The following is a 14,161-nucleotide window of genomic DNA, read 5'->3' as shown; positions in this document are numbered from 1 at the left end:
GTGAGCACGGCCAGGAGATAGACGACTCAGTGCCGACAATACAAACCTTTAGTTACACTTTGCGAAAGGCTGTTGCGTTTGTTCGCTGGCGAGCGTTCGCCGCGCATTGATACAGTGATGATCCCAGAGGTATTGATAGGTGGCGTCGACTTTCGGGTTGACCACATGACTTACACCAACCTGCGCAGATGTGCAGGTTTTTTTTTGCCCATCAGCCATTCTGTAACAGTAACCGATAATTTACACAACTCGTTGCATTTCCCTTCATTCCTTTGCGTTTTCTTGCTGGCGAAGCGGCCAGCGTCGGACCACAATCAAGATCCCAGAGGTATTGATTGGTGAGATTATTCGGTACGCTCTTCGTACCTGTCTCTTGCACCAACCTGCGCGGATGCGCAGGTTTTTTTTCGTACTGACTTTCTGTGTCGCTCCCATTGCCCTAATCGTGTAATCTGCCACCATTATTTAACCGAATCCTCGGCAAAGGGAGTTGAAATGCTATTTGGATTTTTCCGCAGCTTGTGCCGTGTGCTCTATCGGGTACGCGTCACGGGCGATATGAAGGCACTGCACGGAGAGCGGGTATTAATCACGCCGAACCATGTTTCGTTTATTGACGGCATCCTGCTGGCGCTGTTCTTGCCGGTGCGCCCGGTCTTTGCGGTGTATACCTCGATTAGCCAGCAGTGGTATATGCGTTGGTTGACCTCGCTGATTGATTTCGTGCCTCTCGATCCCACCAAACCGATGGCCATCAAACATCTGGTGCGACTGATTGAGCAGGGACGTCCGGTGGTGATCTTCCCTGAAGGGCGTATCTCGGTGAGCGGTTCGCTGATGAAGATCTACGACGGCGCCGGATTCGTCGCGGCGAAATCCGGCGCCACGCTGGTGCCGGTACGTATTGAAGGCGCGGAACTTACCCATTTCAGCCGCCTGAAAGGGCTGGTCAAACGTCGTTTTTTCCCGCGCATTCAGCTTCATATCCTGCCGCCAACCCAGTTGCCGATGCCGGACGCGCCGCGTGCGCGCGATCGCCGCAGAATCGCTGGCGAAATGCTGCATCAAAAAATGATGGAAGCGCGGATGGCGGTGCGTCCGCGTGAAACCCTGTACGAATCGCTGCTGGCGGCAAAATACCGCTATGGCGCGGGCAAAAAGTGTATTGAAGACATCAACTTCAAGCCGGACAGCTACCGGCAACTGCTCATCAAAACGCTGTTTGTCGGGCGTATTCTGGAAAAATACAGCGCGGAGGGCGAAAGGATCGGCCTGATGCTGCCGAACGCCGCAATCAGCGCGGCGGTGATTTTCGGCGCGGTCTCGCGTCGCCGTGTTCCGGCGATGATGAACTACACGGCGGGTGTTAAAGGGCTAAGCAGCGCGATCGCCGCCGCAGAGATTAAAACCATTTTCACCTCCCGCCAGTTCCTCGATAAAGGCAAACTCTGGCACCTGCCGGAGCAGTTGACTCAGGTGCGCTGGGTTTATCTGGAAGACCTGAAAGCGGACGTCACCCCCGCCGACAAGGTGTGGATTTTCGCCCACCTGCTGATGCCGCGTCTGGCGCAGGTGAAACAGCAACCGGAAGAGGCGGCGGTGATCCTTTTCACCTCCGGGTCTGAGGGCCACCCAAAGGGCGTGGTCCATAGCCACAAAAGCCTGCTGGCTAACGTTGAGCAGATCAAAACCATCGCGGATTTTACCGCTAACGACCGCTTTATGTCGGCGCTGCCGCTGTTTCACTCGTTCGGTCTGACCGTGGGGCTGTTCACGCCGCTGCTGACTGGCGCGGAAGTGTTCCTTTATCCCAGTCCGTTGCATTACCGCATTGTGCCGGAGTTGGTTTACGACCGGAACTGTACGGTGCTGTTTGGCACCTCGACGTTTCTTGGCAACTATGCGCGCTTTGCGAACCCGTATGATTTTTATCGCCTGCGCTACGTGGTGGCCGGCGCGGAGAAACTGCAGGAGAGCACGAAGCAGCTCTGGCAGGATAAGTTTGGTCTGCGCATCCTTGAGGGCTACGGCGTGACGGAATGCGCGCCGGTGGTCTCCATTAACGTACCGATGGCGGCGAAACCGGGCACCGTGGGGCGGATCCTGCCGGGAATGGACGCGCGCCTGCTTGCGGTGCCTGGCATTGACGACGGCGGACGGTTACAGCTGAAAGGACCGAATATCATGAACGGTTATCTGCGGGTGGAAAAACCGGGCGTGCTCGAGGTGCCGACAGCGGAAAATGCGCAGGGAGAACTGGAGCGCGGCTGGTACGACACCGGCGATATTGTGCGTTTTGACGAACAGGGGTTTGTGCAGATTCAGGGGCGCGCAAAGCGCTTTGCCAAAATTGCGGGCGAAATGGTGTCGCTGGAGATGGTCGAACAGGTGGCGTTGGGCGTTTCACCGGAAAAAATGCACGCCACGGCAATCAAGAGCGACGCCAGCAAAGGCGAAGCGCTGGTGCTCTTTACTACCGACAGCGAACTGACCCGCGACAAACTCCAGCAGTACGCCCGGGCGCACGGCGTTCCGGAACTGGCGGTGCCGCGCGACATCCGCTATCTGAAACAAATGCCGCTGTTGGGAAGCGGTAAGCCGGATTTTGTTACGCTGAAAAGCTGGGTCGATGAAGCGGAACAACAACATGGGTGAGTCAGTGCATACTAACACCTCGATTTGGTCGAAAGGGATGATGTCGGTTATTGCCGCGCAGTTTCTCTCTGCGTTTGGCGATAACGCGCTGTTGTTTGCCACACTGGCGCTGCTGAAAGCGCAGTTTTATCCGGACTGGAGTCAGCCGATCCTGCAAATGGTGTTTGTGGGTGCTTACATTCTGTTTGCGCCCTTTGTCGGACAGGTAGCTGACAGCTTCGCCAAAGGTCGGGTGATGATGTTCGCCAACGGCCTGAAACTGCTGGGAGCGGCAAGTATCTGTTTCGGCTTCAACCCGTTTATCGGCTATACGCTGGTGGGGATTGGCGCGGCAGCCTATTCACCTGCGAAATATGGCATTCTTGGCGAACTGACTACCGGCGATAAGCTGGTGAAGGCCAATGGCTTAATGGAAGCCTCTACTATTGCCGCGATCCTGCTCGGTTCGGTGGCGGGCGGCGTGCTGGCTGACTGGCATGTGATCGCCGCGCTGGTCGCCTGCGCGCTGGCCTACGCCGGGGCGGTCGTGGCAAACCTGTTCATTCCAAAGCTGGCGGCTGCGCGTCCCGGACAGTCCTGGCATCTGGCGAAGATGACCCGCAGTTTTTTCTGCGCCTGCGCGTCGCTGTGGCGCAATGGCGAAACGCGTTTTTCCCTTGTTGGCACCAGCCTGTTCTGGGGCGCTGGCGTGACGCTGCGTTTTCTGCTGGTGCTGTGGGTGCCGGTCGCGCTGGGGATCGCCGATAACGCCACGCCAACCTACCTGAATGCGATGGTTGCCATCGGTATCGTGGCGGGGGCTGGCGCAGCGGCCAGGCTGGTTACCCTGGAAACCGTCGCGCGCTGCATGCCTGCGGGGATCCTGATCGGCGTGGTCGTACTGATTTTCTCTCTGCAACACGCGCTGCTTCCGGCTTATGGACTGCTGATGCTGATCGGCATTCTGGGCGGTTTTTTTGTGGTGCCGCTGAACGCTCTGCTGCAGGAGCGCGGTAAACGAAGCGTCGGCGCGGGCAACGCCATTGCGGTGCAGAACCTCGGGGAAAACAGCGCGATGCTGCTGATGCTGGGGTTGTACTCACTGGCGGTGTGGGTTGGGATCCCGGTCGTTGCCGTCGGCATTGGGTTTGGCGGTCTGTTCGCACTGGCGATTGCCGCGCTGTGGATTTGGCAGCGTCGCCAGGCGTCATCGCGCTAAAGATCGCGGCTGTGTTTAATCCTGCCTACTTCGTCCCTGTAGGCAGGATAAGCGTCACGCCGCCGGGCGCTAATCGTCACGGTGCCGGATAGGTATAAACCTGATGCACCGCTTCGATCTCCGTCAGCACCTCTTCACTTAATTCCAGATGCAGGCTTTCAACATTGGCGTGTAGCTGTTCCATCGTGGTGGCGCCCAGCAGGGTGCTGGCGACAAACGGTTGACGGCGAACGAATGCCAACGCCATTTGCGCCGGATCCAGACCATGACGTTTCGCGATATCCACATAGGCCGCCACGGCTTTTTCGGTCTGCGCGCCGCTGTAGCGGGTAAAGCGGCTGAATAAGGTATTGCGCGCGCCAGCGGGTTTTGCGCCGTTCAGATACTTACCTGTCAGGGTGCCAAAGGCGAGGCAGGAATAGGCCAACAGCTCGACGCCTTCGTACTGGCTCACCTCCGCCAGGCCGACTTCAAAGCTGCGGTTAACCAGACTGTACGGGTTCTGAATGGTGACGATGCGCGGCAGGTCGTGTTTATCCGCAAGATGAAGATAGCGCATCACGCCGAAAGCGGTTTCGTTGGAAACGCCGATATAGCGAATCTTTCCGGCGCGCTGAAATTCGGCCAGCGCATCCAGCGTATCCAGCAGCGAGACCACCGGCGCCGTGTCCGTCCAACTGTAGCCGAGCTTGCCGAAGCAGTTGGTCTGACGCTGGGGCCAGTGCACCTGGTACAGATCCAGATAATCGGTCTGCAGCCGCTTCAGGCTGTCGTGCAGCGCTTCACGAATGTTTTTGCGGTCCAGCGCCTGGTTTGGCCGAATGCCGCTGTCGTTATTGCGCGCCGGACCGCTGACTTTCGAGGCGATAATCAGCTTTTCGCGGCAGCCCTGTTTCGCCAGCCAGTTGCCAACGTAGGTTTCGGTGAGTCCCTGGGTTTCCGGTCGCGGCGGGACCGGGTACATCTCGGCCACGTCGATCAGGTTAATGCCATTCGCGACGGCATAGTTGAGCTGTGCATGTGCATCGGCTTCGCTATTTTGTTCACCAAACGTCATTGTGCCCAGCCCCAGTGTACTGACTTCAAGTGAGCTGTGGGGTATAAGGTGATAGTGCATAGCCGTTTCCTTTTTATAATCACGACATAAGGATGATAAAAATGGCTGAGGGAAGGGAAAAAGGGAAGAAAAATTGTTAAGGCCAGCGTGAATGCTGACCTCAACCATCAACGCTCAATGATTTGAGAAACGTCGTCGCGGTTAATTTGCATGGCGTTACCCTGCTGATCGTGGTAGCTCACCAGACCGGTATCATCGTCTATTTCCGGTTTTCCGTCGGTCAGGATCATACGTCCATCTTTGGTCGCCATGACATAGTCGCTACTGCAGCCGGAAACGGCAAAAGCCAGTCCTACGGCGGAAATTACTACTGCCCATTTTTTCATCCATTTATCCTCACGTGGCATTCGTCTGATAATAGTCTAGTAATAACGTGAAGTTATGCTCAGGGAAAGCAGTAAAATCTTAATCTGTGAAAGGACGGAGAAGGCATTCGCTCCCCGTAGGGAGCGAAAGGGAGGATCACAGCGGGTTCTTTTTGTTTCGCAGCAGGTTCAGGCTCTCTACCGCGATAGAGAAGAACATGGCGAAATAGATGTAGCCCTTCGGTACGTGAACGTCGAAACTTTCCAGAATAAGCGTAAAGCCAACCAGGATAAGGAACGACAGCGCGAGCATCTTCACGGATGGATGTCTGTCGACAAACTCGCCGATGGGACGCGCGGCAAACATCATCACGCCTACGGCTATCACCACCGCCGCCATCATGATGAACAGATGGTCGGACAACCCTACCGCCGTAATCACCGAATCCAGACTGAAGATGATATCCAGCAGCATAATCTGCACGATCGCCCCCAGAAAAGAGGAGACGCGGGTTTTCAGCCCTTCTTCTTCACCTTCAATGGATTCGTGGATCTCCTTGCTCGCTTTCCAGATCAGGAACAGACCGCCGAGCAGCAGAATGAGATCGCGTGCGGAGATTTCCTCGCCAAAAACCTCAAACAGCGGATTCGTCAGGCGTGTCACCCAGGCAATGGAAGCCAGCAGCGCCAGACGCATGATCATCGCCGCGGCGAGACCGAGGCGTCGGGCATGCGCACGCTGCGCGGTAGGAAGTTTTGCAACGACCAGAGAGAGAAAAATAATATTATCGATCCCGAGCACGATCTCCAGCAGCGTCAGCGTACCGAGCGCGAGCCAGGCGTTGGGATCGGTTATCCATGCAAATAACATTGAGCAAAGTCCTGCCAAAAAAAGAAGCGGTAATTATATGCCTCTACCACGGCAGGCGAAAGTCTAACGCTGCTGTAACAAAAAATGGCGTTCCAGCAGGGCGCGAGTGAAGTTCTTTTTCAGATAGAAACCGCGTGGCAACGTCAGGATTGGCTGGCCCTGCGCGCCAATGGCTTCGGTCAGCGCTTTGGCGTTGGCGGCCTTGGGGCGCAATTGTAAAAATTCGCCATGCCGGGCGGTAATTCGTTCCACCTGGCCTAATACAATCATATCCATCAGCTCTTCCCAGTCGAGACGCAACTGGCGCTCCTCGTCCGGGTCCGGACTCCACAGCACAGGGGAGCCGACACGCCGCAAGGAGAGCGGGATGGCGCGGTCGCCCTCTACCGGGATCCACAACACCCGCTTCAGTTTATGCCGCACATGGCTGGTTTCCCACGTAACGCCGCTATTGCCGGTGAGCGGGGCGACACAGACGAAGGTGGTCTCAAGGGGGCGTCCCTGACTGTCTACAGGAATCGTTTTCAGTTCCACACCTAAAGCCGCGAAATCCTGCTCAGGTTTACTGCCCGCGCTGGCTCCCAGCCACAGCTCCAGTAAAACGCCAACCCAGCCTTTATCGCGTTTGAGATCTTTTGGCGTTGTCATCCCGGCAAGCGCGGCCAGTTCACCCAGCGTATAGCCTGAAATCTGCTGCGCCTGCTGGAGTAGCAGCGTTTCTGATTCCGGTGGAAAACGTAACGGCTGGAGAGCGGACATAGCGAGATACCTTAGGTGAAAAAATAGACAACGGATTTATACCGCAGAAAAGAAGTTTATCGTTTTCCGCCCCTTCTGTTCAATCCTATGATTTAACGTGCTTTTTAGATGACAGAGCGGTGAGTTGCGCAACATGAAAACCGGTTTTCCAATTCTGGTCACTGAAAATAAACAGGATCTTACACCATGTTATCCACAGAAAGATGGGATAACTGTGAAAAACCGCGACTACTGTTTCCATTTACAGCCTTGACGTGCGGGGAAAATCGAATTTTCACACAAATTGTGTTTAACTTATTGGCACAATCTGTGGATAAAACCGACGCTGTTCGATCTTTCATCAGCCCGAGGATCGTTGGTGTGATGGACATCACTTTTTTATCGGGGAACCGGTAAATAAGTGAAGTAACCGCATGAATAACCGCATTTATTTTTTTACCCCGTCAGGGCGTTTATTCAGACTGTTCTGGGTTTTCCCGGAGTAATTCCATACTTTTTCACAACTCTATCCACAGAAAAGGTGAATAAGATCGGTCAAAAATGCCAGTTTCTGTTTATAACTTCGTTCTTAACTGTGAGTTATTCAATTGTTATTAGATACGCAGGTCGCTAACACAATGGTTTACCGCCTGTCAGGAGTGTGAAACAATCATTCATATATAAGGTTTACGTTGAGGTAGTCCGGTGATTGATGACGATGGCTACCGCCCAAATGTAGGTATCGTAATTTGTAATCGTCAGGGGCAAGTCATGTGGGCCCGGCGATTTGGTCAGCACTCCTGGCAATTCCCGCAAGGCGGAATCAACCCTGGAGAATCAGCAGAACAGGCGATGTACCGGGAACTGTTTGAAGAAGTTGGGTTAAGCCGTAAAGATGTGCGGATCCTGGCTTCTACTCGCAACTGGTTGCGTTACAAGTTACCGAAACGTTTGGTGCGTTGGGACACAAAGCCGGTTTGTATCGGCCAGAAGCAAAAGTGGTTTCTTTTGCAGTTGATGAGCGCGGACGCGGAAATCAACATGCAAACCAGCAGTACACCTGAGTTCGATGGCTGGCGTTGGGTAAGCTACTGGTACCCGGTTCGGCAAGTGGTTTCATTCAAACGTGATGTTTACCGCAGGGTGATGAAAGAGTTCGCAAGTGTCGTGATGGCGCTTCAGGAAGCGACGCCGAAGCCGCAAAGCGCGCCTGCTTATCGACGTAAAAGAGGTTAAGCCACGCAAATTATGCTCACCCGCCTGCGCGAAATAGTCGAAAAGGTGGCCAGTGCTCCACGTCTGAATGAAGCGTTGAACATCCTGGTCACCGACATCTGTCTGGCGATGGATACTGAGGTCTGTTCGGTCTACCTGGCCGATCACGATCGACGTTGTTATTATCTCATGGCGACGCGGGGGCTAAAAAAACCGCGAGGTCGCACGGTTGCGCTCGCCTTCGATGAAGGGATCGTCGGCCTGGTAGGCAGGCTGGCGGAGCCGATCAACCTTGCCGATGCGCAAAAACACCCCAGTTTCAAGTACATTCCCTCAGTTAAAGAAGAGCGCTTTCGCGCGTTTCTTGGCGTGCCGATCATCCAGCGGCGACAACTGCTGGGCGTGCTGGTGGTTCAGCAGCGCGAGCTGCGCCAGTACGACGAAAGCGAAGAATCATTCCTCGTCACGCTCGCCACCCAGATGGCGGCCATTCTTTCACAGTCTCAGCTCACCGCGCTGTTCGGTCAGTACCGTCAGACGCGCATCCGCGCGCTGCCCGCCTCGCCAGGTATTGCCATTGCCGAAGGCTGGCAGGATGCAACGCTGCCGCTGATGGAGCAGGTGTATCAGGCTTCCACTCTGGATCCGGCGCTAGAGCGCGAGCGTCTGACCGGCGCGCTCGAAGAAGCGGCGAACGAATTTCGCCGTTACAGTAAACGCTATGCGGCTGGCGCGCAAAAAGAGACGGCGGCGATATTTGATCTCTATTCGCACCTGCTCTCTGATGCCCGGCTGCGGCGGGAGCTGTTCGCCGAAGTCGATAAAGGCGCAGTGGCGGAATGGGCGGTCAAAACGATCATCGAGAAGTTTGCCGAACAGTTTGCGGCGCTGAGTGACAATTATTTAAAAGAGCGTGCGGGCGATCTGCGCGCGCTCGGCCAGCGCTTGTTGTTCCATCTTGATGACGCCATCCAGGGGCCAAACGCCTGGCCGGAGCGCTTTATTCTGGTTGCCGATGAGCTTTCCGCCGCGACGCTTGCGGAGCTGCCGCAGGACAGACTGGCTGGCGTTGTGGTTCGTGACGGCGCCGCCAACTCACATGCGGCGATTATGGTTCGCGCGCTGGGGATCCCGACCGTCATGGGGGCCGATATTCAGCCTTCGGTACTGCATCGGCGCACGCTGGTGGTGGACGGCTATCGTGGCGAACTACTGGTTGATCCTGAACCGGTATTGATCCAGGAATATCAGCGGCTTGTCAGCGAGGAGATCGCGCTCAGCCGTCTGGCGGAAGATGATGTCAACCAGCCTGCGCAGTTGAAAAGCGGCGAACGGGTTAAGGTGATGCTGAACGCCGGTCTGAGTCCGGAGCATGAAGAAAAACTCGGTAGCCGCATTGACGGTATTGGCCTGTACCGCACCGAAATACCCTTCATGCTGCAAAGCGGCTTTCCGTCTGAAGAGGAGCAGGTCGCGCAGTATCAGGGCATGCTGCAAATGTTTAACGACAAGCCGGTCACGCTGCGTACGCTGGACGTCGGGGCGGACAAACAGCTGCCGTATATGCCGATCAGCGAAGAGAACCCGTGTCTTGGCTGGCGGGGGATCCGCATTACGCTCGATCAGCCGGAGATCTTCCTGATCCAGGTGCGTGCGATGCTCCGCGCCAACGCGGCAACGGGCAACCTGAGCATTTTGCTGCCGATGGTCACCAGCATTGATGAAGTGGATGAAGCGCGGCGGTTGATCGATCGCGCCGGGCGCGAAGTGGAAGAGATGATCGGTTACGCGATCCCTAAACCACGGATCGGCATCATGCTTGAAGTGCCGTCAATGGTGTTTATGCTGCCGCATCTTGCCAGTCGCATCGACTTTATCTCGGTTGGCACGAACGATCTGACCCAGTACATTCTGGCGGTAGATCGCAATAACACGCGCGTCGCCAGTATTTATGACAGCCTGCATCCAGGCATGCTGCGCGCGCTGGCAATGATCGTGCAGGAAGCGGAGCGAAGCGGCATTGATCTGCGCCTGTGCGGTGAAATGGCCGGGGATCCCATGTGCGTACCGATCCTGATTGGTCTTGGGTTCCGCCATCTTTCGATGAACGGCCGTTCGGTAGCGCGAGTGAAATACCTGCTTCGCCATATCGATTTTGAAGACGCGAAGGTGCTCGCCCGGCGCAGTCTGGAGGCGCAGCTGGCGACGGAGGTCCGGCATCAGGTCGCAGCCTTTATGGAGCGGCGTGGGGTCGGCGGTTTGATCCGCGGCGGACTGTGATTACGCAACTGTTTCCAGTGCGTTTGTCCGTTGCCTGACAGAACTTTTACAACCCGACGCAACTGCCGCGCGCCCCTTATGCTATTATTCGCACCTTCGGAGCGCCTGTAACCTGCGGGCGTGCATCTCGCGCGCTGACTTATTTCAGCAAAATTACAAGAACTTGTGGTGACAGATGACCAGTAGCTATCTGCATTTTCCGGAATTCGATCCGGTCATTTTCTCAATTGGACCCGTCGCGCTTCACTGGTACGGCTTAATGTATCTGGTGGGGTTCATTTTTGCGATGTGGCTGGCGACGCGGCGTGCCAACCGCCCGGGCAGCGGCTGGACCAGGAATGAAGTCGAAAATTTACTCTATGCAGGCTTCCTCGGGGTATTCCTCGGCGGACGTATTGGCTACGTGCTGTTCTATAACTTCCCGTTGTTTCTGGAAAATCCCCTGTATCTGTTCCGCGTCTGGGACGGCGGCATGTCCTTCCACGGCGGCCTGATCGGCGTGATTCTGGTGATGATCATTTTTGCCAGACGCACAAAGCGTAACTTCTTCCAGGTTTCTGATTTTATCGCGCCGTTGATCCCGTTTGGCCTGGGCGCGGGCCGTCTGGGCAACTTTATCAACGGCGAACTGTGGGGGCGTGTGGACCCTGATTTCTCTTACGCCATGCTGTTCCCTGGCTCGCGTACCGAGGATATTCTGCTGCTGCAAACGCATCCGCAGTGGCAGTCCATTTTTGACACCTACGGCGTCCTGCCTCGCCACGCTTCCCAGCTCTATGAAATGGTGCTGGAAGGGATAGTCCTGTTTATCATTCTTAACCTGTTTATTCGTAAACCGCGACCGATGGGCTCCGTATCCGGATTGTTTTTGATTGGTTACGGCGCGTTTCGTATCATCGTGGAATTCTTCCGCCAGCCGGATGCGCAGTTTACCGGCGAATGGGTACAGTACATCAGCATGGGGCAGATCCTCTCAATTCCGATGATTGTCGCTGGTGTGATCATGATGGTTTGGGCTTACCGCCGCAGCCCGCAGCAACACGTTTCCTGAGGAACCATGAAACAGTATTTAGAACTGATGCAAAAAGTGCTGGATGAAGGCACACAGAAAAACGACCGCACCGGAACCGGAACGCTTTCCATTTTTGGTCATCAGATGCGTTTTAACCTGCAGGAAGGATTCCCGCTGGTGACGACAAAGCGTTGCCATCTGCGCTCGATCATTCATGAACTGCTGTGGTTCCTGCAGGGTGACACCAACGTCGCTTATCTGCATGAAAATAATGTCTCCATCTGGGATGAATGGGCGGATGAAAATGGCGATCTCGGTCCGGTTTACGGCAAGCAGTGGCGTGCCTGGCCGACGCCTGACGGCCGTCATATCGACCAGATCACCACGGTGATGAATCAGCTGAAAAACGACCCCGATTCGCGCCGTATCATCGTTTCTGCCTGGAATGTCGGCGAACTGGATAAAATGGCGCTGGCGCCCTGCCATGCGTTCTTCCAGTTCTATGTGGCGGACGGCAAGCTCTCCTGCCAGCTTTATCAACGTTCTTGCGACGTGTTCCTCGGCCTGCCTTTCAACATCGCCAGCTACGCCCTGCTGGTGCATATGATGGCGCAACAGTGCGACCTGGAGGTGGGCGATTTCGTCTGGACCGGTGGCGACACCCACCTGTACAGCAACCATATGGAGCAAACGCACTTGCAGTTAAGCCGTGAACCGCGCGCGCTACCGAAACTGGTGATCAAGCGTAAGCCGGCATCGATCTTCGACTATCGCTTTGAAGACTTTGATATTGAGGGCTACGATCCGCATCCCGGCATCAAAGCGCCCGTGGCTATCTGACCCTTGCTATCCTGTCATGACCGACGCCACAGTGCGTCGGTTTTTTTTATCCTGATACCGATCTTTCGGCGCGGATTCCAACGATTCTGCAATCTGCTGCAACGCCGTAAATATTCTTCGTAACGCGCCGAATAATCCGCGTTCTCCCCTCGTTTTTATTTTTCGCCCGGCCATACTGCCGCTATGAAAAAACAGCAGGGTTATACGCTCATCGAAATGCTGGTCGCGATGCTTATTATCGTCAGCCTGAGTGCAACGGGACTGTATGGCTGGCAACGCTGGCAGCAACAGCAGCGCTTATGGCAGACCGCCTGCGAACTGCGGGATTATTTGCTTCAACTGCGTGAAGATGCCAACTGGCATAACCGCGACCATACCATTGCCGTCATCAGGGAGGAGGAAAGAGAGTGTCTTGTCAGTTCGCTTGCCCAACAAACGACCTGTGTGCCACGTTCCGCGCTGGTCTTTACGCCGCGTTGGCACGACATCGCCATCGCGGAGATCACGCCGTCGCTGGCCTTCTTTGGCCTGCGCAACACTGCCTGGGCCGGACATATCCGCCTGAAAAACCCGGCGGGAGAATGGCGTCTGGTTGTGTCGCCGTGGGGGCGCATTCGCTTGTGCGAGCGCGACAACACCGAGGCCTGCCGATGAACGAACGCGGATTTTCATTGCTCGAAGTTTTAATCGCGATGGCCATCGGTAGTGTACTGCTGTTGGGAGCCGCCCGCTTTTTGCCCGCCTTACAGCGCGACATTTTGCAGCATACCCGAAGGCTTTCGCTGGAAGACGACGTGTGGCAGCGGGTGTATACCGTCGCGAAGCATCTTCAGCGAGCCGGGTATTGTTATGGTAGCTGCAAGGGAAAAGGGTTGTTTATTGCCCAACAGGGGCAATGCGTGATCGCGCAGTGGGATGCCAACGGTAACGGTATCTGGGAGCGCGAGCCGCTAAAAGACGCCGAACAGATTGGGTTTCGTCTTAGCGGTAGCGCGTTGGAAACATTGCGGGGGGCAAGAAGCTGTACCGACAAAGGTTGGGATAAAATGACCGATCCAGACACCGTTCAGATCACCGGGTTTGTGGTTGAACGGCAAGACACTGCTGGTTTTTCGCCCGAACTGACCCTACGGTTGCGCGGCGAGAGCCGGGCCCGTCCGCGGATGGCGATTGACGTGTTATATAGCGTGACGGGATTTAATCTGTGAACCGTGAGCGAGGCGTCTCTTCTCTTGCGCTGGTACTGTTGCTCTTGGTGCTTGGGAGCCTGCTGTTGCAAGGGCTAAACCAGCAGCAAACGCATTTTTCCCGGCGCGTGGCGCTGGAAAGCCAGGCCTTACAGCGTCAGGCGCTGGTGCAGTCAGCCATAGAGTGGGGCAGAATGCAGCATTGGGGCACAGGCGCTGAAAAACAGTGTCGGTATTATGCGGCGGAAAGGGTTCCCGTCTGCCTGCGTCAGATCGATGGAAAACGCGCGCTGCTTATTACAAGCTGGCAGGGGACATCATTATGGCGACAAGCGGAACAGCGCGAAGAAAGCGTCGTGTTTTCTCCGTCTGGCTGGAGCGATTTTTGCCCGCTGCGGGAGGTTGCGCTATGCCAGCTTCCCTGAGCCGCCAGCGTGGTTTTAGCCTGCCTGACGTGCTGTTAGCCATGCTGTTGATGGTCATGGTGGTCACCGCGCTTTCCGGGTATCAGCGTGCGCTAATGAACAGTTTTGTCGTGAACGGCCAGTATCTGCAACAGTGGCGACTCGCCTGGCGACAAACGCAACTGCGGCCATTATCGCCACCTGATAACTGGCGGGTTAACCGGATGCAGACAACGCAGGCCGGATGTGTCAGCATCAGCGTTCAGCTGGTTTCACCGCTGGGCAGACAGGGCGCGATGACGCGTCTGCACTGCCCTAATCGTTAGTTGTCAGGAGTCT

Annotated in this window: 14 protein-coding genes; 10 read left to right on the top strand and 4 right to left on the bottom strand. The window is 55.7% G+C overall.

The window, feature by feature from the left end:
• Window positions 1–495: 495 nt before the first annotated feature.
• Window positions 496–2,655: a bifunctional acyl-ACP--phospholipid O-acyltransferase/long-chain-fatty-acid--ACP ligase gene (gene aas, locus OOJ60_RS07015; RefSeq protein WP_042288931.1), complete on the top strand. Its 2,160-nt coding sequence runs from the start codon at window positions 496–498 to the stop codon at window positions 2,653–2,655.
• Window positions 2,648–3,853 carry a lysophospholipid transporter LplT gene (gene lplT, locus OOJ60_RS07010; RefSeq protein WP_042288927.1) on the top strand — a complete coding sequence of 402 codons (1,206 nt, stop codon included), beginning with the start codon at window positions 2,648–2,650 and terminating at the stop codon, window positions 3,851–3,853. Before aas ends, lplT begins: the two co-directional genes overlap by 8 nt.
• A 76-nt stretch (window positions 3,854–3,929) precedes the next feature.
• Here the strand turns inward: lplT and OOJ60_RS07005 are convergent, their stop codons facing one another.
• The 4 genes from OOJ60_RS07005 to mutH all read right to left on the bottom strand — a co-directional run bounded on the left by OOJ60_RS07005 (window position 3,930) and on the right by mutH (window position 6,905).
• Window positions 3,930–4,970, bottom strand: a complete 1,041-nt coding sequence (locus OOJ60_RS07005) for an NADP(H)-dependent aldo-keto reductase (RefSeq protein ID WP_205612302.1) — start codon at window positions 4,968–4,970, stop codon at window positions 3,930–3,932.
• Between the two features lie 107 nt (window positions 4,971–5,077).
• Entirely contained in the window at window positions 5,078–5,296 is a 219-nt protein-coding gene (ygdR, locus tag OOJ60_RS07000) for a lipoprotein YgdR (protein WP_042288923.1), read from the bottom strand.
• Window positions 5,297–5,432: 136 nt separating this feature from the next.
• On the bottom strand, window positions 5,433–6,146 hold the full coding sequence (locus OOJ60_RS06995; protein WP_042288921.1) for a TerC family protein: 714 nt from the start codon (window positions 6,144–6,146) through the stop codon (window positions 5,433–5,435).
• Between the two features lie 63 nt (window positions 6,147–6,209).
• On the bottom strand, window positions 6,210–6,905 hold the full coding sequence (mutH, locus tag OOJ60_RS06990) for a DNA mismatch repair endonuclease MutH (protein WP_205612301.1): 696 nt from the start codon (window positions 6,903–6,905) through the stop codon (window positions 6,210–6,212).
• Window positions 6,906–7,589: 684 nt separating this feature from the next.
• On the opposite strand from mutH, the gene rppH reads away from it, so the two are divergent.
• The 8 genes from rppH (at window position 7,590) to OOJ60_RS06950 (ending at window position 14,148) form a co-directional block, all read left to right on the top strand.
• Window positions 7,590–8,120 carry an RNA pyrophosphohydrolase gene (gene rppH, locus OOJ60_RS06985; protein ID WP_042288915.1) on the top strand — a complete coding sequence of 177 codons (531 nt, stop codon included), beginning with the start codon at window positions 7,590–7,592 and terminating at the stop codon, window positions 8,118–8,120.
• 12 nt (window positions 8,121–8,132) lie between these two features.
• Window positions 8,133–10,379 (top strand): phosphoenolpyruvate--protein phosphotransferase, encoded by a 2,247-nt coding sequence (gene ptsP, locus OOJ60_RS06980; protein ID WP_042288913.1) that lies wholly within the window; start codon window positions 8,133–8,135, stop codon window positions 10,377–10,379.
• Window positions 10,380–10,554: 175 nt separating this feature from the next.
• Window positions 10,555–11,430, top strand: coding sequence for a prolipoprotein diacylglyceryl transferase (gene lgt, locus OOJ60_RS06975; protein ID WP_042288910.1), 876 nt, complete (start codon window positions 10,555–10,557; stop codon window positions 11,428–11,430).
• 6 nt (window positions 11,431–11,436) lie between these two features.
• Window positions 11,437–12,231: a thymidylate synthase gene (gene thyA / locus OOJ60_RS06970; RefSeq protein ID WP_042288907.1), complete on the top strand. Its 795-nt coding sequence runs from the start codon at window positions 11,437–11,439 to the stop codon at window positions 12,229–12,231.
• 183 nt (window positions 12,232–12,414) lie between these two features.
• Complete coding sequence (locus tag OOJ60_RS06965; protein WP_181822594.1) at window positions 12,415–12,885, top strand: prepilin peptidase-dependent protein; 471 nt, start codon at window positions 12,415–12,417, stop codon at window positions 12,883–12,885.
• Complete coding sequence (locus OOJ60_RS06960; protein ID WP_205612406.1) at window positions 12,876–13,439, top strand: prepilin peptidase-dependent protein; 564 nt, start codon at window positions 12,876–12,878, stop codon at window positions 13,437–13,439. Before OOJ60_RS06965 ends, OOJ60_RS06960 begins: the two co-directional genes overlap by 10 nt.
• Window positions 13,436–13,843, top strand: a complete 408-nt coding sequence (locus tag OOJ60_RS06955; protein ID WP_205612300.1) for a DUF2509 family protein — start codon at window positions 13,436–13,438, stop codon at window positions 13,841–13,843. The genes OOJ60_RS06960 and OOJ60_RS06955 overlap by 4 nt, the downstream gene beginning before the upstream one ends.
• A complete protein-coding gene (locus tag OOJ60_RS06950; protein WP_042288899.1) occupies window positions 13,828–14,148 on the top strand; it encodes a prepilin-type N-terminal cleavage/methylation domain-containing protein in 321 nt (106 codons plus the stop codon). The genes OOJ60_RS06955 and OOJ60_RS06950 overlap by 16 nt, the downstream gene beginning before the upstream one ends.
• Window positions 14,149–14,161 lie beyond the last annotated feature (13 nt).

Origin of the sequence: Citrobacter sp. R4, from assembly GCF_026719175.1 — a bacterium.
GTDB lineage: Bacteria > Pseudomonadota > Gammaproteobacteria > Enterobacterales > Enterobacteriaceae > Citrobacter_A > Citrobacter_A sedlakii.
The sequence above is the reverse complement of the archived record's forward strand: the minus strand, read 5'-3'. Positions and strand labels throughout refer to the sequence as shown.

Bases quoted from the DNA above. Each gene is read 5' to 3' on its own strand.
- OOJ60_RS07005 (WP_205612302.1), bottom strand. From the start codon at position 4,970: ATGCACTATCACCTTATACCCCACAGCTCACTTGAAGTCAGTACACTG.
- lplT (WP_042288927.1), top strand. From the start codon at position 2,648: ATGGGTGAGTCAGTGCATACTAACACCTCGATTTGGTCGAAAGGGATG.
- thyA (WP_042288907.1), top strand. From the start codon at position 11,437: ATGAAACAGTATTTAGAACTGATGCAAAAAGTGCTGGATGAAGGCACA.
- OOJ60_RS06965 (WP_181822594.1), top strand. From the start codon at position 12,415: ATGAAAAAACAGCAGGGTTATACGCTCATCGAAATGCTGGTCGCGATG.
- ygdR (WP_042288923.1), bottom strand. From the start codon at position 5,296: ATGAAAAAATGGGCAGTAGTAATTTCCGCCGTAGGACTGGCTTTTGCC.
- ptsP (WP_042288913.1), top strand. From the start codon at position 8,133: ATGCTCACCCGCCTGCGCGAAATAGTCGAAAAGGTGGCCAGTGCTCCA.
- mutH (WP_205612301.1), bottom strand. From the start codon at position 6,905: ATGTCCGCTCTCCAGCCGTTACGTTTTCCACCGGAATCAGAAACGCTG.
- OOJ60_RS06950 (WP_042288899.1), top strand. From the start codon at position 13,828: ATGCCAGCTTCCCTGAGCCGCCAGCGTGGTTTTAGCCTGCCTGACGTG.
- OOJ60_RS06995 (WP_042288921.1), bottom strand. From the start codon at position 6,146: ATGTTATTTGCATGGATAACCGATCCCAACGCCTGGCTCGCGCTCGGT.
- aas (WP_042288931.1), top strand. From the start codon at position 496: ATGCTATTTGGATTTTTCCGCAGCTTGTGCCGTGTGCTCTATCGGGTA.
- lgt (WP_042288910.1), top strand. From the start codon at position 10,555: ATGACCAGTAGCTATCTGCATTTTCCGGAATTCGATCCGGTCATTTTC.